Origin of the sequence: Variovorax flavidus, from assembly GCF_030317145.1 — a bacterium.
Taxonomy (GTDB): Bacteria; Pseudomonadota; Gammaproteobacteria; order Burkholderiales; family Burkholderiaceae_C; genus Variovorax; species Variovorax flavidus.
This window is the reverse complement of the sequence record NZ_JASZYE010000013.1, coordinates 29,850-56,463: the sequence shown is the minus strand read 5'-3', so window position 1 is coordinate 56,463 and position 26,614 is coordinate 29,850. Positions and strand designations below refer to the sequence as shown.

Annotated in this window: 14 protein-coding genes; 9 read left to right on the top strand and 5 right to left on the bottom strand. The window is 65.3% G+C overall.

Annotated elements, in window-relative coordinates; all coding sequences use genetic code 11:
• Window positions 1-78: 78 nt before the first annotated feature.
• On the top strand, window positions 79-6,399 hold the full coding sequence (locus tag QTH90_RS29410; RefSeq protein WP_286668113.1) for an autotransporter outer membrane beta-barrel domain-containing protein: 6,321 nt from the start codon (window positions 79-81) through the stop codon (window positions 6,397-6,399).
• A 316-nt stretch (window positions 6,400-6,715) separates the two neighbouring features.
• Here the strand turns inward: QTH90_RS29410 and QTH90_RS29405 are convergent, their stop codons facing one another.
• From QTH90_RS29405 to QTH90_RS29395, 3 genes are all read right to left on the bottom strand, one after another.
• Window positions 6,716-8,302, bottom strand: a complete 1,587-nt coding sequence (locus QTH90_RS29405; RefSeq protein WP_286668112.1) for a Na/Pi cotransporter family protein — start codon at window positions 8,300-8,302, stop codon at window positions 6,716-6,718.
• A 23-nt stretch (window positions 8,303-8,325) separates the two neighbouring features.
• Entirely contained in the window at window positions 8,326-11,079 is a 2,754-nt protein-coding gene (locus tag QTH90_RS29400) for an HAD-IC family P-type ATPase (RefSeq protein ID WP_286668111.1), read from the bottom strand.
• A 72-nt stretch (window positions 11,080-11,151) separates the two neighbouring features.
• A complete protein-coding gene (locus QTH90_RS29395) occupies window positions 11,152-12,087 on the bottom strand; it encodes a polyphosphate kinase 2 family protein (RefSeq protein WP_286668110.1) in 936 nt (311 codons plus the stop codon).
• A 263-nt stretch (window positions 12,088-12,350) separates the two neighbouring features.
• Between QTH90_RS29395 and QTH90_RS29390 the strand changes: the two genes are divergently transcribed.
• The gene (locus tag QTH90_RS29390) at window positions 12,351-13,907 is read left to right on the top strand and encodes a long-chain-fatty-acid--CoA ligase (protein ID WP_286668109.1); all 1,557 of its coding nucleotides are present in this window, start codon (window positions 12,351-12,353) and stop codon (window positions 13,905-13,907) included.
• Between the two features lie 175 nt (window positions 13,908-14,082).
• Window positions 14,083-15,588 carry a DASS family sodium-coupled anion symporter gene (locus QTH90_RS29385; protein ID WP_286668108.1) on the top strand — a complete coding sequence of 502 codons (1,506 nt, stop codon included), beginning with the start codon at window positions 14,083-14,085 and terminating at the stop codon, window positions 15,586-15,588.
• A 107-nt stretch (window positions 15,589-15,695) separates the two neighbouring features.
• Here the strand turns inward: QTH90_RS29385 and QTH90_RS29380 are convergent, their stop codons facing one another.
• Window positions 15,696-17,141, bottom strand: a complete 1,446-nt coding sequence (locus QTH90_RS29380; RefSeq protein ID WP_286668152.1) for an anion permease — start codon at window positions 17,139-17,141, stop codon at window positions 15,696-15,698.
• A gap of 88 nt (window positions 17,142-17,229) precedes the next feature.
• On the opposite strand from QTH90_RS29380, the gene QTH90_RS29375 reads away from it, so the two are divergent.
• From QTH90_RS29375 to QTH90_RS29360, 4 genes are all read left to right on the top strand, one after another.
• On the top strand, window positions 17,230-17,868 hold the full coding sequence (locus tag QTH90_RS29375) for a 2Fe-2S iron-sulfur cluster-binding protein (protein ID WP_286668107.1): 639 nt from the start codon (window positions 17,230-17,232) through the stop codon (window positions 17,866-17,868).
• A 20-nt stretch (window positions 17,869-17,888) separates the two neighbouring features.
• Window positions 17,889-19,538, top strand: a complete 1,650-nt coding sequence (locus QTH90_RS29370) for an FAD-binding protein (RefSeq protein ID WP_286668106.1) — start codon at window positions 17,889-17,891, stop codon at window positions 19,536-19,538.
• 20 nt (window positions 19,539-19,558) lie between these two features.
• Window positions 19,559-20,803 (top strand): complex I 51 kDa subunit family protein, encoded by a 1,245-nt coding sequence (locus QTH90_RS29365; RefSeq protein ID WP_286668105.1) that lies wholly within the window; start codon window positions 19,559-19,561, stop codon window positions 20,801-20,803.
• 148 nt (window positions 20,804-20,951) lie between these two features.
• Window positions 20,952-22,232: a porin gene (locus QTH90_RS29360; RefSeq protein WP_286668104.1), complete on the top strand. Its 1,281-nt coding sequence runs from the start codon at window positions 20,952-20,954 to the stop codon at window positions 22,230-22,232.
• A 135-nt stretch (window positions 22,233-22,367) separates the two neighbouring features.
• On the opposite strand, the gene QTH90_RS29355 is transcribed toward QTH90_RS29360, so the two are convergent.
• Window positions 22,368-24,935: a DUF6351 family protein gene (locus tag QTH90_RS29355; protein WP_286668103.1), complete on the bottom strand. Its 2,568-nt coding sequence runs from the start codon at window positions 24,933-24,935 to the stop codon at window positions 22,368-22,370.
• A gap of 346 nt (window positions 24,936-25,281) precedes the next feature.
• Here QTH90_RS29355 and QTH90_RS29350 point away from each other — a divergent pair, with 346 nt between their 5' ends.
• Together QTH90_RS29350 and QTH90_RS29345 are read left to right on the top strand one after the other, a co-directional pair.
• Window positions 25,282-26,049 (top strand): bestrophin-like domain, encoded by a 768-nt coding sequence (locus QTH90_RS29350; protein WP_286668102.1) that lies wholly within the window; start codon window positions 25,282-25,284, stop codon window positions 26,047-26,049.
• A gap of 58 nt (window positions 26,050-26,107) precedes the next feature.
• Complete coding sequence (locus tag QTH90_RS29345) at window positions 26,108-26,602, top strand: methyltransferase family protein (RefSeq protein WP_286668101.1); 495 nt, start codon at window positions 26,108-26,110, stop codon at window positions 26,600-26,602.
• Window positions 26,603-26,614 lie beyond the last annotated feature (12 nt).

The window sequence follows — 26,614 nt, the reverse complement described above, 5'->3', positions numbered from 1 at the left end:
GATGATAGAAAGGCCGGGGCAGCGATCCGAGAATCCGATGGGGTTGCGCAGGTGTATGACAAGGAAGACCCAGCGACCATGTCTTTGCTCCCAGTTGCGCCCGAGTGGAGGACGTGCAGCGTCCATCCGGCTCCCCAACGCATCGCCACCGCCACGCGCGAGATCGCCGCCGTGTCGGCGTGGAGCGTCGCCGGCATCCTTGCATCGATGATTTCCGGCCCTGCGCAAGCAGACTGTCTGCCCAACCCGCCAGCCAACGGCCAGACTGTCACCTGCACCGGACCTGCTCTCACTAGCGTGCCGCTCGATGCGTCCGCGGCATCCGGCGTGACGGTCAACATCAACGCGGATGCCGTGATCACGGGGAACGGCACCGGCAACCTCATCACGCTGGGGGCGGGCGCACAGCTCAACAACTTCGGCCGCATCGAGCCAACAGCCGGCACCATCGGCGTGGTCGCACTGGGCGAGAACAGCACGCTTCGCAACTTCGGCACGCTCGCGACGAACGGGTTCAACGCGCTGAGCTTCGCCAGCATCGGAACCAACAACGTCCTGCGCAATGAGCTCGGGGGGACGATCATCATCTCGGGCGACCTCGCGGCCGGCATGATTGCCTCCGACAGCGAAGGCAACAGCCTGATCAATGCGGGGCGCATCACGCTGAACACCTTTCAGGGCAGTGGTCTGTTCGTGCAGGCCAGCAATCGGTCGGTACTGACGAACACCGCCACTGGCGTGATCGAGTCGAATCTGGACCAGGCCTTCGGGATCGCCGCCCTCACCGGCACCGGGCACACGCTGCGCAACGACGGCACCATCGTCACGCGGGGTCAGGCCTCGCACGGCATGTTCCTCAACGAGGCGACCAATTCGTCGATGATCAATGCCGGGTCGATCACTACCTCGGGCGGCGCCTCGGAAACCGAGAACCGCGCGTTTGGCATATTCGTGTTCAGCGGCCAGGGCAACACCCTGCAGAACCTGGCCAGCGGCGTCATCACCGCCAGCGGCCTGGGCTCTAGCGCGATGGAGGTTGTCGAGAGCACCGACAACAGGCTGCTCAACGAGGGAACGCTGAACGTCAGTGGCACGGGCGCCCACGGCCTGTACGTGCTGTCCGGCGCGCGCAACAACCTGGAAAACCGCGGCACGGTCAACGTCAGCGGGCAGCGCGGCAACGGCATGCGCTCGGACGACGGCGACACCACCATCACCAACGTCGGCCAACTGCTGGTTGGCGGGCGGGACGCCTTCGGTGTCTTCATGCAGGGCAACAACAACAGCCTGCTGAACACCGGCACCATCCAGGCGTCGGGCATCAATTCCGATGGGGTCGTGTCCAACACGGTGGCCGGCAGCTTCATCACGAGGATCGAGAACACGGGCACCATCATCAGCGAGCGCGGATTCGGGGTACGCGGCGTGAACGGCCAGGAGTTGCTGTTCAATTCCGGCCTGATCCGCAGCGACGCCGGCACCGCCATCGATCTGCGCGCCGGCAACGACACGCTGACCTTGCGAGCGGGCTCGCAGATCACGGGGCTCGCCGATGGCGGCACGGGCACCGATGGCGTCGTCCTGGAAGGGGCCGGCACCGCCTCCAACGCCTTTGCCAACTTCGAGACGCTGCGGATGACCGGGACCGACTGGACTTTGTCGGGCAGCGGCACGTTCACCGACACGCAGGTCGAGAGCGGGGTGCTGCGCGTCAGCGGCACGCTGACCAGCCCGGTGACCGTGCGGCCAACCACCCAGCTGCACATCGGCACCGGCGGCACGAGCGGCACCGTGACGGGCAGCATCACCGACAACGGCGAGGTGGTTTTCAATCGCAGTGACAACCTGAGCTACGGCGGCGTCATCAGCGGCACCGGGTCGGTCACGAAGAACGGCGCGGGCGTGCTGACCCTTACGGCCAGCAATACCTACACAGGCCCGACCATCATCAACCAGGGCGTTTTGGCCTTCAGCAACCCTAGCAACCTGGGCACGCTCGGAAACCCGATCGTGTTCAACGGCGGGACCCTTCGCTACCTGGCGGCCATGAGCTTCATCGGCCGGTCGATTACCTTGCTTGGAGGTGGCGGGACCCTGGACACCAACGGCTTCTCAAACGAGTATCGCGGCGTCGCGAGCGGAGGCGGCGCCCTGACGAAGATCGGGGCCGGCACGCTCACGGTGACGGGCAACAACACCTACACCGGCGCGACGACCATCAGCGGCGGCACGCTGCAGGTCAACGGCTCGCTCGCCAGTGCGGCGACCACCGTCCAGAACGGCGCGACGCTAGGGGGCACCGGCCGCATCGCCGGCTCGGTGACGGTGCAGGACGGCGGCCACATCGCGCCGGGCGCCAGCCCCGGCACGCTGACCATAGGTGGCGACCTGTCACTGTCCGCCGGCTCGGTGCTCGACTACGAATTCGGCCAGGCCAACGTGCCGGGCGGGCCGCTCAATGACTTGATGGTGGTGGGCGGCAACCTGCTGCTCGACGGCACGCTGAACGTCACGCAGTCGGCCGGAGGCACCTTCGGCCCCGGCGTATACCGGGTCATCAACTACAGCGGCGCCTTGAACAACCAGGGGCTGAATCTGGGCACGCTGCCGGGCAGCGGCCCGTTCTTCGTGCAGACCTCTGTGGCCAACCAGGTGAACCTGGTCAACGCGCAGGGCCTCGCGCTGACCTTCTGGGATGGAAACGGCAGCGCGCTGTTCAACAACGCCGCGGTGAATGGTGGAACGGGCACGTGGCTCGCCTCGCCTGCAAATGATGCGTGGACCGAGAGCACTGGCGCCGTCAACGCGCCGTGGCAGACGAATGGCTTTGCGATCTTCCAGGGCGCACCCGGCACGGTGACGGTGGACAACAGCGCAGGCCCGGTGACCTTCAGCGGCGCGCAGTTCGCAGTGGACGGCTACACGATCACCGGCCAGCCGCTGACGACCACAACGGCCGAGACCATCGTCCGCGTGGGTGACGGCACCGCTGCAGGCGCCGCGATGACTGCCACCATCGGCGCAGCGATCCAGGGTGCCGGCGGCCTAGCCAAGACCGACGCCGGAACGCTCGTTCTCACCGGCAGCAACACCTACACGGGAAACACCACCGTCGACGGCGGCACCTTGAGCGTGCGGGGTGGCGCGATCAACTCGCCGGCGGCCACGGTCACGGTCGGCAATTCGGGCAACGCCACGATGCGCATCGAGAACGGCGGGCAGGTCACCGGCACGACGAGCGTCGTCGGCGCCAACCCGGGTTCGCAAGGTGCCGTGCTGGTGACGGGCAGCGGCTCCACGTGGACCACCAGCGGCGGCCTCACGATCGGCGGTGCCGGTGCGGGCTCGCTCACGGTCGAGAACGGTGGGGTCGTCCAGGGCGAGTTCGCGCTCAGCGCATTTCAGGGCGGCGCGACGTCCGCCATCCGCGTGAGCGGCAGCGGCTCGCGCTGGACCACCAGCGGATTCCTCAGCCTGCTGTCCGGCACGAGCACGATGACCATCGACCAGGCCGGCCTGGTGCGCGCCGGCAGTGTGGTGATCGGGGAGAACGCAGGCGCGCAAGCCATGGCTGTGGTCAGGGGGGCAGGATCGACGTTGGCGAGCGATTCGAGCTTCGAAGTGGCGCGTTCCGGCACAGGCTCGCTGACGGTTTCCGATGGGGCCACCGTGACCAGCGTGCTGGGCTTTGTCGGGCGCGTCGCCGGCGGCGTGGGAAACGCCCTCGTCACGGGTGCCGGTTCGAGCTGGATCAACACCGGGCCTGACCTGTCGGTCGGCAATAGCGGGACCGGAACACTGACGATCAGCGAAGGGGCCACGGTCAGCGCGCCAGTGACCTACTTGGCGTACTTTCCGGGTTCGGTGGGCATACTGAACGTCGGTGGGGCGACCGGCAATGCGCCTGCTGCGCCAGGCCGGCTCAACACGCCCACCTTGGCGATGGTCGATGGCACCGCCACGATCAACTTCAATCACAGCTCCTCCGGGTACGAATTCGCACCGCTGATAAGCGGCACCGGCACCGTCAACGCGCTGGCCGGCACGACGATCCTCATGGCCGACAACACCTATGCGGGTGCGACAACGATCGCGGCACCCGCCACGCTGCAATTTGGCAATGGCGGCACGACCGGCAGGATTTCCGGGGATGTGGCGAACGACGGCACGCTGGCCTTCAACCGGTCCGATGCGCTCACGTTCAGCGGCTTGATCTCCGGCGCCGGCAAGGTCGTCCAGCAGGGCACGGGCACGGTGACGCTCGCACCCTCGGCGGCCGGCGGCAACACCTACGCGGGCGGCACCGTGCTTGCGCAGGGCGTGCTGGCCATGCCGGCCGACAACGTGCTGGGCGCGCCGTCGGGCGGCGTGACCTTCAACGGCGGCACGCTGCAATGGGTCGGCAGCTTCGAGCTGGCTGCAACCCGGCCGGTTTCGATCGAAGCCGGTGGGGCGACGCTGGATACGCAAGGCTTCGAGGCCATCGTCGAGCAGGGAATGACGGGTACGGGCGCCATGACCAAGACAGGCGCAGGAACATTGATCCTGCAGGGCGCCAGCACCTTTGGCGGCGGCACGACGGTGAGCGCGGGAACGCTCGTTGTCGGCGACTCGGCCAGCCCCGGCGCCGCGCTGCGTGGTGGCGGGACGGTCATGGTCAATGCGGGCGCGACGCTGGGCGGCTACGGCAGCGTGACCGGCGACGTGGTGAACAACGGCGTGTTGAAGGTCGCCGATGCGATCGCGAGCGCGACCGTGGCACCCCTGGCCGCCGCCGTGTCCAGCAAGCCTGGTAGCGTGCAGACCCTCGCCAAGCCGGCGATCCTGGCCGGTGGCAACGGCGGCTTCACGATCAACGGCACGCTGCACAACGCGGGACTGGCGCAGATCGGCGCCATCAAAGGAACACCCGGCAATACGCTGACCGTGAACAGTTATGTCGGAGCGCCCGGCAGCCGTGTGGCGCTCAACAGCTTTCTCGGCGCCGACAACGCGCCGTCCGACAGGCTGGTCATCAATGGCGGCAGTGCGAGCGGCGCGTCAACGCTGCAGATCACCAACGCGGGCGGGGGCGGAGCGCTCACGACGGGGGACGGGATCGTGGTGGTCGACGCGGCGAATGGTGCGACAACTGCGGGTTCGGCGTTTGCGCTGGGCACGCGGGCGGCCGCCGGGGCGTACGAATACCTGCTGTTCCGGAGCAGGACGACGAATGGCGAGAGCTGGTATTTGCGTTCAACCTTGCCGTCGCCGTCGCCGACAGGGCAGGCCATTGCATCGCCGCCACCACCTCCCGCACCTGCGCCCTCCACCGGCGAGGCACCGCCCCCTGCAGCCGCACCCCCCCTTGCCTCGCCGCCGTCCGCCGCGCCAACAGTGCTGTTGCCCAACTACCGTGTTGAAGTCCCGCTCGACATGTCCGTCCCCGTGCTCGCGAACCGGCTTGGCATCGCCATGCTCGGCACGTACCACGACCGCGCCGGGGAGGACAGCGTCGCCGCGACGAGCGAAGGTCCCAGCCGCATGGGCGCCTGGGGGCGCGTGTTTGGCGCTAGCGGCGAAGCTCGCAACGGCAGTGGCAGCACCAACCTCGGTCGCCTCGACGACTTCACGCGAAACGGCCCGTCCTACGACTACGACGAAGCGGGCGTGCAGACCGGCATCGACTTTCTTCGTCGTGTCGATGCTTCGGGCCAAAGCGATGTCGCTGGCACCTACATCGCCATCGGCCACATCGACAGCAACGTCGACGCCATCTACGGCGGCAAGGCCGGCACGGCTTCGATGTACGGCTACTCGCTGGGCGGCTACTGGACGCGCAAGGGCGCTTCGGGCTGGTACGTCGATGGCGTGCTGCAGGGCACGCGCTACGACAACGTCAAGACGCAGTCGATCCTTGGCGAAAAGTTTTCAACCGATGGCTGGGGCGTAGCGGCCTCGCTCGAGGCCGGCTACCCCTTCGTGCTCGGACCGGGCTGGGCGCTCGAGCCGCAGGGCCAACTCGTCTATCAATGGACGAAGCTCAATGACAGCGCAGACAGCATGGCCCACATCTCGTTCGATGACACCAGCACCTTCTATGGCCGCATCGGCGCGCGACTGACGCGCCGCATCGCGCAGGGCGAGGGGCAACAAGACCTCACGGCCTGGGCACGCCTGAATATCTGGCATGCCTTCGACTCCGACGCGACGACCACCTTCACGAGCCTTCAGGGCACCAACCCGGTGGCGCTGAGTGCACCGATTGGCGCGTCGACCTGGGCGCAGATCGGCGTCGGGCTATCAGGCCAGATCGCGCGGAACGTGAGCGCGTTCGGCTCGGTGGACTACAACCGCTCGCTGGACAGCGGGGACAGCCACGGCTGGAGCGGCCGTGTAGGCGTTCGCTTCAAGTGGTAGTTGGTGCAAGGCGCCAACTTTCAATGCGACATGGGCAATCACCGATCGCCAACCGTCCTTGAGTTCCTGTTTTGACAGCTTCCAAGCCGCGGCACGGCAATGTCGGCACCGCCGCGAAACTGGTCGACGATGCTGAGTTCGGCGTCGCACCTGGACGGTCGGAATCGGCCTCATAGCGTGAGTTCGTCGAGCAAGTGGGAAGGACAGCAACCGCTTGCGGACCTTCAGCCGTATCACCTTCAAATGCCGGAAGAGGTCGGGCCGAAAGTTGGACCAACTGCGCAAGCTGGGCAGGCGATGGGTGAGCTGCTCGACATCACGCGACGTCGCGTTCCCACTCACCTCTGGCCGCATGGAGCGACTCGATCAACTGCCCCGCTCCCTGAAGCGCGCTGTCGGACCACCGCAGAGATTCGAGTGCTGCCGCAGCCGTCGCCGCCGGGATGCGACGCAGGGCGACATCGCCGAGAAGTCGCTCGCGCTCGACTTTTCGTTCACGGCCCATTTGTCCCCGGGCCTCCTCGACAGATGAGGCGACCGCCGCACTGGCTGCGATTTCGGGATTCTTCGTCGCGTCGAGCCAGGTGGCCAGCGCCCGGGAGCCTGCCCCGTATGCGGCCGGAGGCTGCCAGTCGGTGACCGCCGCCGGAACGCGCGCAAGTTCCTGTTGCAGCGTCGAGAGCTCGTCCAGCGCGTGGCAGATGCGCACCAGGCGGGACTCCGCGAGGCTCGGGTCGATGGTGTCGAGCGACACTGATTCGAGGAACTGCTCGATCTGCCGGATCGCCTGGGTCGGCGGGTCATAGGCGACCCGCTCGCCAGCCAGGCTGGCACGGACGGTGTCGACCCCGCCGCGCGCGACTTCGAGGATCGCGCGCCACGCGGCTTCGAGCGCGATCGTGCCGCCGGTTCGCGCGACGGCGGGTTCGAGGTGGCTCACGGCAGTCTCCTCGCCGCTGCCGGCGATCCGGCTGATGAACTGCGCGAAGCGGTCGAGCCATGGATAGAACACCAGAACGCCCGCGAGCTTGAAGATGCTGCTGAAGGCCGCGAGCGCCAGCACGCCATCGAGGTCGCCAAGCCACCCGCCGAGCCACTCGGCCGCATGGACCAGCGGCCCGAGAAACACGACTCCCAGAACGCCGACGACCAGGCTGAAGGTGACATGGGCGATCGCGGTGCGTCGCACCGCCAGCCCGCCGCCGAGCGCGGCGAGGGCGCTCGTCGCCGCCGTGCCGATGCTCTGGCCGACGACCATCGCGCACGCCTGCTCGAAGGTGAGCGAGCCCGCGTCGAGTGCGACCAGCGTCGTTGCCGCGGCGGCGCTCGAGCTCTGCATCACAATCGTCATGACGATGCCGATCCCGGCGAGCACCCAGCGTGCGACGAGGCCGGTTCCCGCGAACGATTCGAGATTCCAGGTGACGCCTTTCATGCCGTTCTGGAGAAAGTCGATCCCGGTGAAAAGCAGCCCGAAGCCGGCGAGGATCGCCCCGAGCGATCGCAGTCTGCCGCTGGCAACCAGCCACAGCAGCGCGCCTACGCCCAGCAGCGGCAGGGCGCCGTCGGCGATCCGGACGCGAAAGCCGAAGACCGCGATCAGCCATGGCGTGGAGGTGGTCCCGAAGGTGGCCCCGATCGTGACCCCGATGGCCTGCGTGAAGGTGATGAGACCCGCGCTGACGAACCCGATGACGGTCAGGATCGTCGCAGTCGATGACTGGATCGCCGCGGTGAACAACGCGCCGGATACGACGGCGCTGAAGCGGCCGGACACCGCGGTCTGGAGCGCCCGGCGAAGCGAGTCGCCTGCGAAGCTCTTCAGGCCTTCGGTGAGATGGTGGATCCCCAGAAGAAAGAGGCCCAGTCCGCCGAGGACCTTCAGGGCGACGGCTGTCTCCATGTGCTAGACCTCCATGCCGGTCATCACCCGGCCTCCGTTGCTGTGACCGCACTGCGCAGCGATGCGCTGGAACGGATGACGAACTTCTCCAACTCCATCACGAGGAAGAACACGAACCCGCCCAGAATCAGCCAGGGCCACACCGCCAGCGGGATCGCCTCGTTGTCGAACAGGCGCTGCAGCGGCGGCGCATAGGTGAACAGGGCCTGCAGCACCACCACCGCGCCGATGCCCAGCGGCAGGTACTTGTTGCCCAGGTGTGCACTCGGCGACAGTGAGCTGTCGATCAGGTAGCGGCTGTTGAGCAGGTAGAACGCCTGGCCGATCGTGATCGCGTTGACCGCCACGGTGCGCGCGAGCGCGTCGGAGGCGCCGTACCGCTTCATCCAGAAGAAGGCGCAGAGCGTGAACGCCAGCAGCGACAGGCCGACGAACACCGCGCGCCAGATGCCGAAGCCGGTCAGGATCGGCCGGTTCACCGCGCGCGGCGGCCGGCTCATGACGTCGAGTTCATGCGGCTCGAAGGAGATCACCAGCCCGAGCGCGACCGAGGTCACCATGTTCACCCACAGCACTTGCGGCGCGGTGATCGGCATCGTGAAGCCGAAGAAGATCGCCACCGCGATCACCAGCGCCTGCGCCACATTGGTGGGCAGCATGAAGAGGATCGCCTTCTCGATGTTGTTGTAGACCGTGCGTCCTTCCTTGACCGCGGCGCCGATCGAGGCGAAGTTATCGTCGGCCAGGATCATTCCTGCCGCCTCCTTGGTGACGTCGGTGCCCTTGATGCCCATGGCGACGCCGATGTCGGCCTTCTTGAGCGAGGGCGCGTCGTTCACGCCGTCGCCGGTCATCGCCACGATCTCGCCATTGGCCTGGATCGCCTTCACCAAGCGCAACTTGTGCTCCGGGCTCGCACGCGCGAACACATCAACGTGGCGCACCTTCTCCTGCAGTTCGGCCTGGTTCATCTCCTCGACCTCGCTGCCGGTGAGGGCGATCTTGCCGTCGCCGATGCCGAGCATCTTCGCGATTGCGGCCGCGGTGATCTTGTGGTCGCCGGTGATCATCGTGACGCGGATGCCGCCGCCATGGCATTCCTTCACCGCTTCGATCGCCTCCTTGCGCGGCGGGTCCAGCAGCCCGACCAGTCCGAGCAGGACGAGGTTCTTCGGCAGGTCGGCCGGCCCGAGGCTGCCCGCGTCGAGGCGCGGGTTGTCGAGCCATGCGAGCCCGAGCACGCGCTCGCCCTGGGCCGCGATCCTGTCGGCCACCACGGCGAAGTGCTCGCGGTCGAGCGGCGTCGCCTGCCCGTCCCGGTTCTGCTGGCGGTCGCAATGCGCGAGGATGACCTCCGGCGCGCCCTTGACGAGCAGGAATTCGCCGCCCTCGGCGTGCCCGTGCAGCGTCGCCATGAACTTGTGCTCCGACTCGAACGGGATGGCGTCGATTCGCGGATACGCCTTCGTTTCGGCTTCGCGGTCCAACCCGAGCTTGCCCGCGAAGGGATAGAGCGCGCCTTCGGTCGGATCGCCTTCGACCTTCCAGACGCCGTCCTGCTGGAACACCACTGCGTCATTGCACAGCAGCGATACGCGGCCCAGCAGCGCGAGCACGGGGTCGGTCGTGTCCGCGGGCTTTCCTTCCTGCCGCACCTCGCCCTCAGGAGCGTAGCCGTTGCCTGTGACTTGGTATTCGGATTCGGCGGTGGCGGCCGACACCACCATCATCTCCATCAGCGTGAGCGTGCCGGTCTTGTCCGAACAGATGCGGGATACCGAACCCAGCGTTTCCACCGCAGGCAGGCGCCGGATGATCGCGTTGCGCTGGGCCATGCGCTGCACGCCGATCGCGAGCGTGATCGTGATGAGCGCCGGTAGCCCTTCCGGGATCGCCGACACCGCGATCGCGATGACGGCCTGGAAGAGCGACACGAAGTCCATGCCTCCGATCCACTTGCCGTAGGCGAAGATGAGGACGCTCACGACCCCGATGACCGCGGTGATGCTGTAGCCGAACTGCTTGATCTGACGAAGGAGCGGCGTTTCGAGCACGCTGACGCTGGCGAGCAGCTGGTTGATGCGGCCGAGTTCGGTGTCGGAGCCGGTGGCCACCACGATGCCGGTCGCCCGCCCCGACACGACCATCGTGCCCGAGAACACCATGCTCTCGCGGTCGCCGACCGTCGACAGTTCGGCCACCGGGGCGGTGTTCTTGTCCGCCGGCACCGATTCGCCGGTGAGTGCCGCTTCCTCGGTGCGCAGATTCTTGGCATCGGCCAGCCGAAGGTCCGCGGGTACCTTGTCGCCCGATTCGAGCAGCACCACATCGCCGGGCACGAGTTCCTCGGCCGCGATCAGGCGGGGCTCTCCGCCGCGCAGCGTGCGCGCTTCCGCCGAGAGCATGTTGCGGATCGAGTCGAGCGCCTTTTCCGCCTTGCCCTCCTGGATGAATCCGAGCAGTGCGTTGAGCAGAACGACGGCGAAGATGATCGAGGCATCGATCCACAAACCCAACAGCAGCTTGACGAAGCCCGCGCCGAGCAGCACGTAGACCAGGACGTTGTTCAACTGCGACAGGAAGCGCATGACAGGTCCGCGCTTCTTGCCCTCGGGGAGGCGGTTGGGGCCGTATTTCTGCAGTCGGGCCGTCGCTTCGCCCGCGGCCAGCCCTTGCACGGTATCGGTCGCAAGGCGTTTCGTGACGTCATCGACCGCGAGTGCGTGCCAGGGTGCCGAATCGCCGGCGGCCGGCGCGGCTATTGCCTTGTTGTTCATGCTCCTGCCTCCTTCGTGTCGGACGGCTTGCGGCTGAATGTGGCCCGCCAAAAGCAGCCGGCGGTTGAATCGTCATGCCTTCTTGGTACGCGCACGCGGCGCTGCTTTCTCCTTCTCCTGCATCAGCGCGTTGCGCGCGGCGGCCAGGCCCGCCTTCTTCTGCGCATCGACCTTGGGATAGTGCAGGTCGAGCCTCTCTACCGCCTCGACGATCGCTGCAGCCACTACCAGCCGCGTGAACCACTTGTTGTCGGCGGGCACCACGAACCAGGGCGCCCGCTTCGAAGCGGTCGCCCGGATCGTCTCCTCGAATGCGGCCATGTAGTCGTTCCAATATTGCCGTTCGTGGACGTCGGAGGCGGAGAACTTCCAGTGCTTGTCCGGTCGATCGAGGCGCGCGAGAAAGCGCTTTTTCTGCTCCTCTTTCGATACATAGAGGAAGAACTTGAGCACCACCGTCCCCTGGAGGGTGAGGTAACTCTCGAAGTTCGCGATCTCGGTCAGGCGCTCGTCCCAGATGCGTTCGCTCACCAGTTCGGGCGGCAACATCTGGCGTGCGAGGATGTCCTGGTGCACGCGCACGACCAGGACCTCCTCGTAGTACGACCGGTTGAAGATGCCGATGCACCCGCGTTCGGGCAGGCGCTTGATGTAGCGCCACAGGAAGTCGTGCTCGAGTTCTTCCTTCGAAGGCACCTTGAACGACGACACGTGGCATCCCTGGGGATTGATGCCCGACATCACGTGCTTGATCGTGCTGTCCTTGCCGGCCGCATCCATGGCCTGAAAGACGAGCAGCACCGACCAGCGGTCCTGCGCATAGAGCATGTCCTGCTCTTCGGCGAGCCATTGGACGCCGCGCTCGAGAAGTTGCGCTGCCTCACCCTTGTCGATGAGTCCGCGCGTGTCAGTCGGGTCAAAGTCCTTCAGGCGGAAGTCCTTGCCTTTGGTGACGATGAAAGGCTCGGTCAGCCTGCGGGTCGTTTTGAGGATCTCCTTCCTTGGCATGGTGATTCCTCCTGGGTGCGTATGCTTCTTCGCTGCACGGAGGGCGCAACAGGTGCGCCCGGTCATTGCCATTCAGGTGACGGTATAGGGAAGGCTGGGCGCCATGTCAACGCCGCCAGATTTGCGCGCCGCAGCAAAGTTTGCAAGCGTTCTCAATTGCCAGGCGAATGGAGACTCGCACAATGGGCCCGGCCGCAACCACTCTGCGCCCTTGCATGGACGCAAGACGCGCAGCAGACTTGCAAGAACCATGAGGAGGTTCCATGTCCACGCTGACCGACTTCACCGCAGTCCTCGCCGCTTGGGAGGCGCAACGACCTGATCAGGTGGCGATGACCTTCGGCGGGTCGAAGTGGACCTGGGCTGAACTGGCCACGCGCGTTCGACGGAATGCCGCGGCCCAGCGCGCGGAAGGACTGCGCGTCGGTGATCGCATCGCAGTGCTCGACTTCAACCATCCATCGTGCCTTGAACTGACGTTGGCCTGTGCCCGCATCGGGACGGCAAATGCCGTGGTCAACTTCCGGCTCGCGCCGCCCGAGATGGTCTATGTCATCAACGACGCCCAGGCCCGTCTTCTTTTCGTCGGGCCCGAGTTCGCGAACGCCATCGAACAGATCCGCAGCCAGTTGCCGACCGTCGAGCGAGTGATCCGCATCGGCGGCCCCGAGGACGAATACGAGCCATGGCTTGCGGCCCAGGAGCCCGATGCCGAGGCTCGTCCTGCTCAACCCGAAGACTGCTTCGTACAGCTGTACACCTCAGGGACGACCGGCTTTCCCAAGGGCGCGATGCTGACGCATCGAGGGATGCTCGCGCACGCACGCAATGTCGCTGTGGACCAGGACATGGGTCCCGACGCCAGGGTTCAGGTGGCGATGCCGCTGTACCACGTTGGCGGAACCAGCTACTCGCTGGTGGCAATCAGCCAGGGGTCCCGCATCTCCATGCTGCGACTTCCGGATCCTGCTGCGGTGCTGGAGATGCTCGAAGCGGAGAAGATCACCCATACCTTCCTGGTGCCTGCACTCATGGCCATGGTGACCAAGGTGCCCGGCGCAGCCGATCGCGACTATTCGGCTTTGAAGACGCTTTCGTACGGGGCTTCGCCGATGCCGCTGCCCGTGATGCGTGCCTCCCTGGCGCTTTTCCCCGGCGTGATGCAGCAGGTCTATGGCATGACGGAGGAATGTGGCGTGGTCAGTGTGCTCGGGGTGGCGGACCACACCGACCCGTCAGTGGCCCACCGGCTGGTGTCGGCGGGAAAGCCGATCCATGGCGTCGAGATCAAGATCTGCGAGCCCGGCACGGGCGAGCCAGTCCCGACCGGCGACCCTGGGGAAATCTGGGTGCGAAGCGAGCAACGCATGGGCGGCTATTGGAGAAAGCCGGAAGCCACCGCCGCGGCTTTCACGGCGGATGGCTGGCTGCGATCCGGCGACGGCGGCCACATGGATGCCGACGGCTATCTCTACGTGACCGACCGCATCAAGGACATGATCATCAGCGGTGGCGAGAACATCTATCCGGCCGAGATCGAACGGGTGCTGGCCGAGCATCCATCCATCGACGACGTCGCCGTGATTGGCGTACCGGATGAGAAGTGGGGCGAGGTGCCCAAGGCGGTGGTCGTCGCCAAATCTGGCACCGCCATCGACATCGAGCAGGTTCTGGCCTACTGCCGCGGGCGGCTGGCGTCATTCAAATGCCCGAAGTCCATCGACGTCGTCGACGCACTGCCCAGAAACCCGACCGGGAAGGTCCTGAAGAAGGACCTGCGCAAACCCTATTGGACTGGCCGGGAGCGGCAGATTGTGTGAGCTGGGTAAACGGCTCGACCGGCTCCAGGACAGTCTTCTGTTCGGCCCCGCGCAACAACCGGCGTCTCATTGACAAGGCCCCGCATCCGAACCACATTGCGTGGCGTGCACCATTCACCATGATTGTCCAGGCGACCCGGCGAATGCGGCCAAATCATCCCGAAAGGATCGCAGGATGCTCACCAGTCTGAAAGCGGCGTTCCGTTACTTCAGCAGCGTGGTGCCGTTCCGGCTGGGGCCAGCGCTGATCACGACGGTCGTCCTGGTCACCCTGCTGCTCTGGCCCGTGCCAGAGGGGCTCCAGCCCAAGGCCTGGGGCCTGGTGGCCATCTTCCTGACAACCATCGTCGCGATCATCCTGAAGGTCATGCCGATCGGCGTGATGGCGTTGATGGCCATCGTGGTCCTCTCGCTTTCGCAGGTGACGGCGACCTCGTCCAAGGGGGCGATCGAGGATGCGCTGACCGCGTTCGACAGTCCGCTCATCTGGTTGATCGTGGTGGCCATCCTGATCTCCCGCGGCCTGAAGAAGACCGGCCTGGGCACCCGTATCGGCTTGATGTTCATCTCCCTGATGGGGAAACGCACGATCGGCGTCGGCTACGGGCTGGCCATCTGCGAACTGGTGTTGGCGCCGTTCACGCCGAGCAACACCGCGCGTGGTGGCGGCATCGTGCATCCGATCATGAAGTCGATCGCCATCACCTTCGACTCGGACCCGGCCAAGGGCACCGAGGGCAAGGTCGGCACCTATCTGGCGCTGGTCAACTACCACTCCAACCCGATCACCTCGGCGATGTTCGTGACCGCCACCGCTCCGAATCCGCTGGTGGTGGACTACATCGCCAAGGCGACGAACCAGAGCCTGCACCTGACCTGGACGACCTGGGCACTGGTCATGTTGCTGCCTGGCCTGCTATGCATGCTGGCGATGCCGCTGGTCATTTATCTGTTGGCACCTCCGCAACTGAAGGCAACGCCGAATGCGGTGCGGTACGCGCACGACGAAATGGCGAGGATGGGCCCCGTGTCGCCGAAGGAAAAGGTCATGCTGGGGACCTTCTTGCTGCTGCTGTTGCTGTGGGCCGACGTGCCGGCCTTGTTGTTCGGTCCGGCGCTCAAGCTCGATCCGACAGTGGTCGCCTTCGTCGGCCTGTTCGTGCTGATCATCACCGGCACCATCGACTGGGACGACGTCCTGTCAGAAAAGAGCGCCTGGGACACGCTGATCTGGTTCGGTGCACTGATCATGTTGGCCGAGCAACTGAACAAGCAAGGCGTGATCAAGTGGTTCTCGGTGGGCATGAGTGAAGCCATCGTGGCCAGCGGCGTCGGCTGGGGCGGCACCGCCGCGATCCTGGTGCTGGTCTTCGTCTTTTCGCACTACCTGTTCGCCAGCACGACGGCGCACATCAGCGCGATGATGTTCGCCTTCCTGACGGTCGGAGTCCGCCTGATTCCGCCAGAGTTCGTCGTGCCCTTCATGCTGATGATGGCAGCCGGCTCGTCGATCATGATGACGCTGACGCACTACGCGACGGGCACCTCGCCGATCATCTTCGGCAGCGGCTTCGTCTCGATGGGAACCTGGTGGCGGGTCGGTTTCGTGATGTGCGTGGTGAATCTGCTGATCTTCGCGGTGGTGGGCAGCGCCTGGTGGAAGGTTCTCGGCTTCTGGTGAACGGGCCGGACGGACACCGTGTCCTGATGCCGTGAACAACTTGCCTCACATTGCCTGCCGATGGGGACGCATTGCGGATTCGAGTGGGACGCGGAGAGAAGCTACAACTACAGCACACGTGGCAACACGTTGATCGCCAAGAACAAGACGATAAAGATCACGCCGAAAAGCGCCCCGAGCCTCCAGTAGTCGCCAGCGGGCAGGTAGCCGCTGCCGTAGTACACCGGGCTGGGTCCGGTGCCATAGGGCGTGAGGATCCCCATGATGCCCAGAGTAACCACGAGCATCAGTGTGAAAGGCTCCATGGGCATGCCAGGAACGCTCGAACCCACGGCCAGCATCACAGGAAGCATGGCTGTGGTGTGGGCGGTGACGCTGGCGAAAAGGTAGTGCGAGAAAAAGAAGACCAGCACCAGGATTACGGCGGCGGCCGTGGGTGAGAACCCGACCATGTGAACGGCAATGACGTCGGCGAACCATTTGACGAAGCCCGTGCGGCCAAGACCGTCCGCCAGGGCGACCAAGGTCGCAAACCAGGCGAAGGTGTTCCACGCCTGCTTGTTCGCCAGCATGTCCTCCCAAGTGATGACTCGCGCGAGCAGCATCAGCGAGATGACGACCAGCGCCGCCGTCGTCGCATTCATGAACTCGCCGCCAAATATCCATAAGCCCAAGGCCACCAGAACCAGCACACCGAGGATGATTTCGCGCGAAGACAGCCCGCCCATCTGGACCAATTCCTGCGCTGCCCACGCCGGAACTTCCTTTCCCTCCTTCACTTCGGGTGGGTACAGGAAATACGTGAGCAGGGGTACGGCCAGCAGCATCACGATGCCCGCGGGCGCAAATGCCAGAAACCATCGCATCCACCCGATCTCGACGTTGACTGCCTTCCTTGCCAACTCGACCGCCAGCAGATTGGGTGCCAGCGCGGTCAGAAACATCGAGCTCGTCACGCAGGTGGTGGCAATCGCCGTCCACATGAGGTACGAGCCGATGCGCCGCGCGGACGGGTCGTTCGGCCTGGAGTCGTAGAGCGGCGGCAGATTCCGGATGACGGGGAAGATGGTGCCGCCACTTCGCGCCGTGTTGGATGGCGTGAAGGGTGCCAGAAGGGTGTCCGCCGCTGCAATCGCATAGCCCAGGGTGAGCGTCCTGCGGCCCATGGCTCTCACCAGAAGCAGCGCGATGCGTTTTCCCAAGCCCGTCTTCTCGTAGCCCAGGGCAAACATGAATGCGCCGAAAATCAGCCACACGGTCCCGTTGGCGAAGCCGGACAACGCCCAGGCTAGCGATGCATTGGCCGCCTTGAAGCCCGGCCGGGCCAGCTCCGCCGGACTGAAGAATACCCATTCAGATAGCACGGTGACGAGCGTGACCGCGATGAGACCGATGGCCGCGCCCGGGAGCGGCTCGAGCATGAGGCCGACGATCACGCCAGCGAAGATCGCGAAGTAGAACCAGGCATGCTGGCCCAGACCGTTCGGTGCGGGGACCATCGCGATAGCGATCGCCACGGCCACGGGCGCAAGAGCCTTCCACCAGGTGCTCATGGGACCTCCTCGCTGTGCTATTGTTTCTCTCATCCGCCACGCGAGGGACGCCGCCGCGCCCACCTGGCCGATGAGAAGGACCGACAAGATGGTACGCCTCATCGTTGAAGGCCGGTCCATTGCTGCCCCGGCCACCAGCTCGATCCTGCAGGCCTTCGTGCAGGCCGGGGAGACGCTCGTCGAGGGAGTCGGCTGCATGGGACAGGGCGTATGCGGCTCCTGCCGTGTCCTGGTGCGCCGCGCCGGCCAGCCGGACGTGGAGACGGAACTGGCCTGCGAAACCGTGGTCGAGGAGGGCATGCAGGTCTCGTTCGTCGACTACCTCACGCCTTCGACGCACCATGTCTACAAGATCGAGGATCTGGCCGACAGCTGGCAGGCGCCACGCAAGCTGCTGGAGATCTTCCCCGAGGCGCCCCATTGCCGTCACTGCGGCGGCTGCGACCGTGCATGCCCGAAGCACCTGGACGTGCAACGCGGCGTGAACCTCGCGGTGGACGGCGAACTGGGAGCGTCCGGGCAGGTCTTCGACGAATGTGTCATGTGCAACCTGTGCACCTTGGCGTGCCCCGAGCACATCGACCCGAACCACCTTGGCCTGTTCGTCCGGCGCATGATTGCCAGTCTTTCGCTCCGGCCTGCCGACGTCATGCGCCGCATCGAGCAGATCGAGCGCGGTGAGATGTCTATCGACTTCGCCGCGCCCGGTGCGCGGCGGCAGAGCTGACAAAGACGGGGTGGCAGACCATGGCCGCCTCGATTCCTTACGAAGAAGCGCGTCGACGCTATCAGCCGGGCCTGGCGCTCGCGTTGCGCAGCGACACCACAGGGGTCGAGCAACTGCTCAAGGATTGGCATCCCGACCATGGGACCAACGCGCGCGTTCCACTTGCCGTCGGGGTTAACCAAGGTGAACCCTGCCAGCCCGAACTCGCGCGCCAGCTCCAGGCCAACTCGTTGATCGACGACATTGACATTGCCGGCGCACAACTGGTGACGACCGATGTGCTGGTGGTCGGAGGCGGCGGCGGGGGGTGTGCTGCGGCGCTGACCGCTGCGAAACACGGCGCGAACGTGATCCTCGCCACCAAGTTGCGCTTGGGCGACAGCAACACGGTGATGGCCGAGGGCGGTATCCAGGCCGCAGTGGGCGCAGATGACAGTCCTCAGCTTCATTTCGAGGACACCCTGCGCGCCGGCCACTTCTGTGGCGAGCCCCACCTGGTGGCTCAGATGGTGATGGACGGCCCGGATGTCCTGCGCTGGCTCATCCAGCTGGGCATGATGTTCGACCTCGACAAGGGCAGCCCCATGGGCGGCACGCTGCTGCGCAAGAAGCCCGGCGGTGCGTCGGCGGCACGGATTCATTCGTACCGCGACTACACGGGGCTCGAGATGATGCGCGTGCTGCGCGAGGCTGTGGATCTCGACCCCGGCATTGCGGTATGGAATCGTTGTCCCACGGTGGAACTGATGTCCGATGAGCGCGGACGCTGCGCTGGGGCTGTGATCTACAACCTCGAATGGCGCAGCTTCGTGATGGTGCGGGCGCGGTCAGTGATTCTCGCGACGGGTGGTGCGGGCCGGCTGCACCTCAATCGCTTTCCCACCTCCAATCACTATGGCGCCACCGCCGACGGGCTCGTGCTCGCGTACCGCATCGGCGCGAGGCTGCGTGAACTCGATTCATTCCAGTACCACCCGACCGGCATCGCCCATCCCCAGCACCTGGCGGGCGGACTGATCTCCGAGGCGGCCCGCTCCGCGGGTGCGAAGCTGATCAACGGCCAAGGCGAGCGCTTCGTCGATGAGCTCAAGGCGCGCGACGTGGTGGCCTCCGCGATCCTGCGTGAATGCGGCGAGGGCCGGGGAATCGAGCGTGACGGCCAGCTCGGCGTCTTCCTCGACACACCGACGCTCGAGAGGGAGCAGCCGGGCATCCTGGAAAAGCGGCTCGTCACGTTGAGGCATCTGGCCGGCAAGTGCGGCCACGATCCGGCGCAAGAGCCTTTCCTCGTCTACCCGACATTGCATTATCAGAACGGTGGGGTCGCCATCGACAAGGATGGTTCAACGAATGTCGCAGGCCTGCATTGCGTGGGCGAGCTGAGCGGAGGCATCCATGGTCGCAACCGCTTGATGGGAAACGCCTTGCTCGACATCCTGAGCATGGGAAGGCACGCTGGCGCGAAGGCAGCCGAATCGGCGGGTCGCGTGATCACAGGCCGGGCCGGCATCGCTCACATCCATGCCTGGCAGCGCGAACTCACCCTGGCGGGACTGCCTTTGGAATCGAGGTCTCCTCAGCTTTTTCCCGACTATGCGCATTTCGACCTTCGTGCGGACGCAAGCATCCGCCAGCAGGCGCGAGGTCGCCGGGTGGCCGGCGTACGTTGAGTTGCCGCAGGAAGGACAAGATGCACGCAGCAAATCAAGTACTGCTGAAGGACGACATTCTCGTGGGCGCCGACCTGCCCGCATGGATTGCGCACGGCGGGGGCCAAGGTCTCGCAAAGGCCTTGCAAGCGCCTGCAGAGGTGATCCCGGCGATCGAGCAGGCTGACCTGAGGGGGATGGGCGGCGCCGGCTTTGCGACCCATCGCAAATGGGCGCCCGTGGCCGCTGCAGCTGGCGGCGACAAGTATGTCGTCTGCAACGGAAACGAGGATGAGCCTGGCACCTTCAAAGACCGATTCCTGCTCGAGCACACACCGCATCAGGTCATAGAAGGTGCGCTGATCGCTGCCGTGGCCACGCGCGCCAACCACGTCATCATCTATGTCAATCCACATCAGCCTCGCGCGCTTGCCTTGACACACGAAGCCGTGAAGCAGTGGCGTTCGCATGACCATTTCACGGCGATCGAGGCCCTGCTCGGCGGACCGCTGTCGCTGCTTGTGGTGCCGAGTTCAGGTCTTTACATCGGCGGGGAGGAAACGGCCGTGATCGCAACCGTCGAAGGCGGCTTTCCGTTCCCGCACCGCAAGCCGCCGTTTCCTGCCGAGAAGGGTGTGCACGGAGCGCCGACCATCGTCAACAACACCGAAACTCTGGCCCATGTGCCGGGCATCTTGCGACATGGCGCCTTCTGGTATCGAAGCCTGGGACTCGGCAATGCGTCAGGCACCAAGCTCTATTCCCTCTCGGGTGACGTCCTGCGACCCGGACTGTACGAACTGCCCATGGGAACCAGCCTTGAAGAACTGGTTTTCGTTCATGGCGGGGGCATGCTGCAAGGCAAGGAGTTCAAGGCGGTCTTCACTGGAGGCCCATCCAACACTCTGCTCACCAAACATGATCTTGTTGTGTCACTGGATTTCGACTCGGTGCGCCAGAGGCACTCGCGTTTGGGGACCGGCGCAATGATCGTCGTATCCGAAGGCACGAGCATTGTCCGCAAGGTGGCGGAATACGTGAACTTCTTCGCGCAAGGATCATGCGGCCAGTGCCCGCCTTGCAAGGGCGGCACGTTTCAGCTTGCTCGTGTGCTCAACCGCATCGATACCGGACTTGGCGTTTGCAGCGATCTCGAGTCGCTGGAGAACTTGTGTCGCCTTCTTCCTGGCAGTGGTCGTTGCGGCTTGATCGACGGTGCGGTGACCGTGGTGGAAAGTTCTCTGCACCACTTCCGTAATGAGTACGAAGCACTGCTGATGGCTTAGTATGCGGCGGACCATGGGCCGGCCTTCGAGACGGTGCAGTTGGCCTGCTCCGAATCCGACCAAAGTAGGATTTTCGATCCTTAACCGCTGAGCTACTTTCTCAAGAAGTAGTCCTGCCGGGGGGGACATAGCCCTTAGGAGATTGGCGATGAAGAAATGCCTAGCGATGATGGTGCCCCTGGCCGCTTGGATTGGCATCGGCACAGCATCGGCCCAAACCAATGTCACGCTGTTCGGCATCGTGGATACCGGCGTCAGCGGCTACCGGAACCAGGCTCAGGGCCCGTTTGGCGCGAGCGTCACGACCAGCCAGACCATGCTCACCAATTCCGCCTACAACTCCAGCCGGCTCGGCTTCAGGGGCTGGGAGGACCTCGGCGGCGGATTGCGGGCTGGCTTCTGGCTGGAAGTGGGCCTTGATTCGGACGACGGCTCAGGCGTTGGCTCCAATGGAGGTCTGGAATTCAACCGCCGCTCCACCGTCAGTCTCGACGGCGGCTTCGGCGAGATTCGCCTGGGCCGGGACTACACCCCGACCTACTGGAACGACAACCTCTTCGATCCGTTCGGCGTGAACGGCGTCGGCACGAGCCTCATCAGCACCGCCAGCGGGCAGACTTCGCCGGGAAGCGTCAGGAGCGGTTGGACGAACGGCCAGTATTCGCGCTCCAGCAACTCGATCGGCTACTTCCTGCCGAAGCTCGGCGGTTTCTACGGGCAGGTCATGTATGCCTTCAACGAATCGACCAGCTACGACCCGGGCGGCCTGACGCCTCCCGGCGTCGCCGCGATCGTCGCCGACCCGTCGCTGGCATCCGTCGCCGACAACGCTCGGGCTGGCCGATACATCGGCGGCCGCGTCGGCTACAGCAGCGGCCCGATAGATGTGGCGCTGGCGTACGGCGAAAGCACCGTCGGGTCCAATTTCTACCTCGGTACGACGTCCACCATCGATATCTGGAGCATTGGCGGGACCTACGACTTCGGCGTGGTCAAGCTGTTTGCCGAGTACTCGAACAACAAGATGGACACCAGCTTTGCGACCAACACCTTCAATCCCTTCGGCGTCACCAGGCCGGGATTCAACGGGGTGCTGATCGGCGCGACGATACCCGTCGCCGGATATGACCTGATCCGCGTCTCGTATTCCGCGGTCAGGTACAACAACACCAGCACCAACGTGCTCGGCACGACGACAAACTTCTTCGGCTTCAACAACCAGCCGGAAGCCGACAAGTTCGCGATCGGGTACGTGTACAACTTCTCCAAGCGCACGGCCGTGTACGCGACCTTCGCCTATCTGAACAACAAGAACGGCGCCGGCCTGACGGTCGGCGGCCCGGCCTTCTACACCGCGCCAATTGCCGGCTTCGCGCCGGTTCCGGACAAATCGTACGGCTACGATCTAGGGATGCGTCTCTCTTTCTGATCTGTCGGCTGCCTCGCGCTGGCCATGCTCGTCAGGCGCGAAGGCGAGACTCGCCGCCTGGCGCGCAGAGACCAGCAAGACGCTTCGCCGCCATCCCGCCAGACCCCCGCCGCCCTCACGGCAATGTCGACGATGTCAACCCGAGCATCGCCGACCTGTCGAATCAGGCCGCCGGCTGTCGCGCGGGTCCATGGCTACGACTTCGTGATCCTTCCCGTGTTCTGAGCACTCGGCAGCGGGCCGCGCCTGGTCCGGCCGCGTGTAGTCGCACACGCCGCCGGGGAAGATGCGCTTGAGCTGCTCGACTTGCTGCGGGCTGGGCGCCGAATTGCCATAGGTGCCGTCAGCCAGGGCCTTGTCCACCGGCTTGAGAGTACAGCGGTAGATGCCGCCCTCGATGGGTGCGCCGGCCACGGTGCGCGATGTGCCGTAGAGCGGGAAGGCCTGCGTACACGCGCCGGCCGGCCGGGTGTCCAGGATCCCGCCCCACACGCCGTCCCCCGCACTCATCCGCTGGCCCTGCAGGTCAAAGCAGGCGTCGACCGCATCGACCGGCTTGTTGCCTGCGATGCTGCGCTCGGGGTGCCGGCGGATGTTGGAGAGCCACTGGTCCATCACATCGAGCGCCTGCATGGACTGACTGGCCTTGGGCGTGCCGGGCGTGGTGTCAGTGAACCACACGACCAGGTTGTCGCTGTTGCCCATCTTCTGCAGCACCCGCTTGCGCACGGCGAAGGACTGGTGGCTGTTGTGCATGTCCAGTTCGCGCTCCATGTACTGGCGGTGATCGATGGCCGGTACGTCCAGACGCCCCGTGAACACATGGCCCGAGGTGTAGGCCGCCCGCATCGCGATCGGGTCCCCGGCCGTGCGCGGCGCCGGTGCGTCGGACGTGGCCAGTCGCATATTGCGCACGCTCCAGGGGTCGAAGTAGCCGGGCTGGCTCAGCGCCTTGTTGATCTCGGCCTGTGTCGTGCCGAAGAAGGGGAAGCCTTCCTGCACCATGTCGCTCGGATGCTTCCAGCCACCCACGTACCAGTTCAGGCGCACGAACTCATCCATGGTGATGTTGCCCGCCCGCAAGGACTTGAGACCGTACTGCACGCCCACGTTGTCCCAGGTCGGCCGCGCCGCGCCGGTTGCGTCCACGCCGTAGACGTTGCGCAGGTCGTCGTAGTGGGTCCAGCGGATGGCCGCGATGTCGCTCTGCGGCACGTAGAGCTGCTGATTGGGCGCCTGACCGTACCAGGGGTTCATCGCCAGCGGCGTGAGACCGCGCCAAGCTGGCACGCATTCGGTCGACCCCTTGGCGGTGCTGTAGCCCAGCGCGATTTTGAGCGGCGCGAGAGCATCGTTGACACGCGGGTTCGGCCCGCCGTCGGGGTTCTCCTCGGCGTTCATGCCAACCAGCCACGTGCGGTTCTTGGTCACGCGCCACTTGCCGTTGGCGCGATCGGTCGCGTCCATGTAGTGCTCCAGCAGTTCGCAGTCGCCCACGTGGATGGTCTGCGTGACCATGTCGGGGTAGCTCTGCACGGGCAGCAGGCCGTCGAGCACGCCCGGATTGTTCTGCGCGATCATGTACTGCTGGATCGCGCCGCCCGAGCCCCCCAGACCTACCGTGTAGATCGGGACGCCGTATCGCTCGATGAAGCGCTCCTTGGTCATCATCGCGGTCTCGCCGGCCAGGTTCATGTTGTAGTGCGTGCCCGTGTTGTTGCCGCTGGAGTGCACGATGGCCCAGCCGCGGCCGAGCACGTCGAGATTCAACGAGCCGCCGTGCACCGTGCCCTGGCTATGGCCGATGGCGACGCCGCCCTGGAACCAGTACAGCAGCTTGCCATTCCACAGCGAGGTGTCGGACTGCGTTCCGTTGTCCGCCCCAGGCATGGGCGCGAGCATCGCGATGCTGTAGAGGAAGCGGTTGATGCTGCCGATCTCGCGCCGCACGACGAAGTCCACCTTGCGTCCGTCTGCCAGAGTCGCCTGCGCCATGTCGGGCGGTCGCGAGCCGTCGCTCGGCAGCGGTACGAGCGCGCCCGTGGTGCTGCGGTACTGGTAGCTGACGAAGGTGTTGATCGAGCAGTCGCGGCTGTAGCCCAGCAGCGCGCCCTGGCCGTCGAGCACCGGGTAGCCGGGCGGCGTGGCGCTATCCACCAGCGGTTGCTTGTTCACCGCCCCCTGGATCGTGGTGCAGACGAAGGGCGTCTGCTGCGGCCCGGTGAAGATCGGTCCCGTGATCGGGTAGTTGGTCAGCGTGAGTCGGTCGCGCGGCTGGCCATTGCCGCTGCGATGGCGTACCTCCAGCGTGTTGGCGCCGAGTTTCAGGCCGCTGATCACGCCTTCGAGACCGGCCTCTGTCTCGGCGAGTGTCACGTTGAGGCGCGAGCCGTTGAGCCACAGCTCCAGCTTGTCGCGCAGGCCCCGCGATGCGCGCACTTCTATGCGCGCATCGCCACCTGAGACGTATTCGGGGGCGCTCGAGAGCACGCGCAGACGCACGCTGTTGTCGTTGTCCTTGTCGTTCTCCCTGTCGTTCGACGGCTTCGCCTGCTGCGCAGTGTCACTCCCGACACTGGTTTTCGCACTGCTCGTGGCGGCGCTGCCGCCCAATCCGGAGGGTTCTCCGTTGCCGCCCCCGCCGCAGGACGCCAACAGCACTACACACGCGGCCCATGCGGCCGCCAGACCTTTGGATGTCATCGTGTCTCCTCGGGCACGCAGGCCCTTGTTGTCGTTGCAGGAGCCGGACTCGCCGGCCCTGAGCTGCGGATCGACCGCGCGCGGACGCCGCGGCGCGAAGACTAGACCTTTTTTGTTTTCATGACCATAGGGCTTGGCCGTCGACCTGGTCTTCCGCTACGAGCTCTGAAGACCGCCACACGCTCGGTTCCGCTAGGATCGCACCGGAACCACTCCAGGAGTAGGACATGCTCGGAGGCTACTGGATTGCCCACGTCGCGCGACCTGAAAATCATCGAAGACCCGGCACTCGCAATGCCGACGACGCGCCCGCAGGTGCGAGGGATCGGACTTCGGCGGAGAGTCCATGCCAAGGGTGACGGACTACCCGCTGGCCGTGTTCGGGCTGTCCTTCGTGATTCTGCTGATCTCGGTTTGGACGGGGGCGCTCCTGCTCAGAAGGTGGTGGCCGCCCAAGGACAGCACCCGGGATGACTTCGGCGTCATCCAGGCCGCCGCGCTGACGCTGCTGGGCCTCATCATCGCCTTCTCGTTCTCGATGGCTGTCAACCGCTACGACCAGCGCAAGAACCTCGAGGAAGCCGAAGCCAACGCAATCGGCACCGAATTCTTGCGGGCCGATCTGCTGCCCGGGCCCGATGCCGCCAAGGTTCGCGCCCTGCTGGCCGACTACTTCGATCAGCGCGTGCTGTACTACACGACCCGCGACGAGCAGGAACTCAAGAAGATCAACGTTCGCACCACGCAGTTGCAGACTGAACTGTGGTCCGCGGTCGCTGGGCCGGCCGCGGCCGCGCCCTCGCCGACGATGGCCCTGGTGGCGATGGGCATGAACGATGTCCTGAACGCGCAGGGCTACACCCAGGCCGCCTGGTGGAACCGGATTCCCCGCGCGGCATGGATCCTCATGCTGGCCATCGGGATCTGCTGCCACATGCTGGTCGGCTACGGCGTGAAGGATCCGAAGGAGGAGCGCGCGCTGCTGCTGGTGCTGCCGCTGGTTATGTCGATCGCGTTCATGCTCATCGCGGACATCGATAGTCCGCGCAGCGGAGCCATTCTCGTGCAGCCGCTCAACCTGCTGAGCATCGCCGAGACAGTGCGTCCGCGTTGACAGACGGTGCGCTGCTCGCGACTTGCAAGTCGCCCGTGTTCGAGTTCATGATCCCATCGTGCAGCGCGCCGCCGCGATCATCGGTTCCGCGATTTTCCTGGTCATTGCTCCGGGCACGCTCGCCGTGTACGTCCCTTGGTACCTCACGCACTGGCACTTCACGCCTCCGCTATTCCCGATCGCGCGCGTGCTGGGCGTGGCCCTGATCGTCGCCGGGTTGCCCATCTTGCTCGATTCGTTCGCTCGCTTCGCGTTGCAGGGCCTCGGCACCCCAGCGCCCGTGATGCCTCCCAAGCGCCTCGTCGTCACCGGTTTCTATCGCTACGTCCGGAATCCGATGTATGTCGCAGTCACCGCGTTGATCGCCGGCCAGGGCCTCCTGTTCGGGAGCGTCACGGTGCTGGAGTACGGCGCGATCCTGTGGGCCGGATTCTTCTTGTTCGTTGTCGCCTACGAAGAGCCTGCGCTGGGCGAGCAGTTCGGCGACGAGTACAAGCGCTATCGGGCGAACGTGAGGCGATGGTTACCGCGCGTCACCCCTTGGCGCGGGTAGGTGGTAAGAACG

Bases quoted from the DNA above. Each gene is read 5' to 3' on its own strand.
- QTH90_RS29410 (WP_286668113.1), top strand. From the start codon at position 79: ATGTCTTTGCTCCCAGTTGCGCCCGAGTGGAGGACGTGCAGCGTCCAT.
- QTH90_RS29405 (WP_286668112.1), bottom strand. From the start codon at position 8,302: ATGGAGACAGCCGTCGCCCTGAAGGTCCTCGGCGGACTGGGCCTCTTT.
- QTH90_RS29400 (WP_286668111.1), bottom strand. From the start codon at position 11,079: ATGAACAACAAGGCAATAGCCGCGCCGGCCGCCGGCGATTCGGCACCC.
- QTH90_RS29395 (WP_286668110.1), bottom strand. From the start codon at position 12,087: ATGCCAAGGAAGGAGATCCTCAAAACGACCCGCAGGCTGACCGAGCCT.
- QTH90_RS29390 (WP_286668109.1), top strand. From the start codon at position 12,351: ATGTCCACGCTGACCGACTTCACCGCAGTCCTCGCCGCTTGGGAGGCG.
- QTH90_RS29385 (WP_286668108.1), top strand. From the start codon at position 14,083: ATGCTCACCAGTCTGAAAGCGGCGTTCCGTTACTTCAGCAGCGTGGTG.
- QTH90_RS29380 (WP_286668152.1), bottom strand. From the start codon at position 17,141: ATGAGCACCTGGTGGAAGGCTCTTGCGCCCGTGGCCGTGGCGATCGCT.
- QTH90_RS29375 (WP_286668107.1), top strand. From the start codon at position 17,230: ATGGTACGCCTCATCGTTGAAGGCCGGTCCATTGCTGCCCCGGCCACC.
- QTH90_RS29370 (WP_286668106.1), top strand. From the start codon at position 17,889: ATGGCCGCCTCGATTCCTTACGAAGAAGCGCGTCGACGCTATCAGCCG.
- QTH90_RS29365 (WP_286668105.1), top strand. From the start codon at position 19,559: ATGCACGCAGCAAATCAAGTACTGCTGAAGGACGACATTCTCGTGGGC.
- QTH90_RS29360 (WP_286668104.1), top strand. From the start codon at position 20,952: ATGAAGAAATGCCTAGCGATGATGGTGCCCCTGGCCGCTTGGATTGGC.
- QTH90_RS29355 (WP_286668103.1), bottom strand. From the start codon at position 24,935: ATGACATCCAAAGGTCTGGCGGCCGCATGGGCCGCGTGTGTAGTGCTG.
- QTH90_RS29350 (WP_286668102.1), top strand. From the start codon at position 25,282: ATGCCAAGGGTGACGGACTACCCGCTGGCCGTGTTCGGGCTGTCCTTC.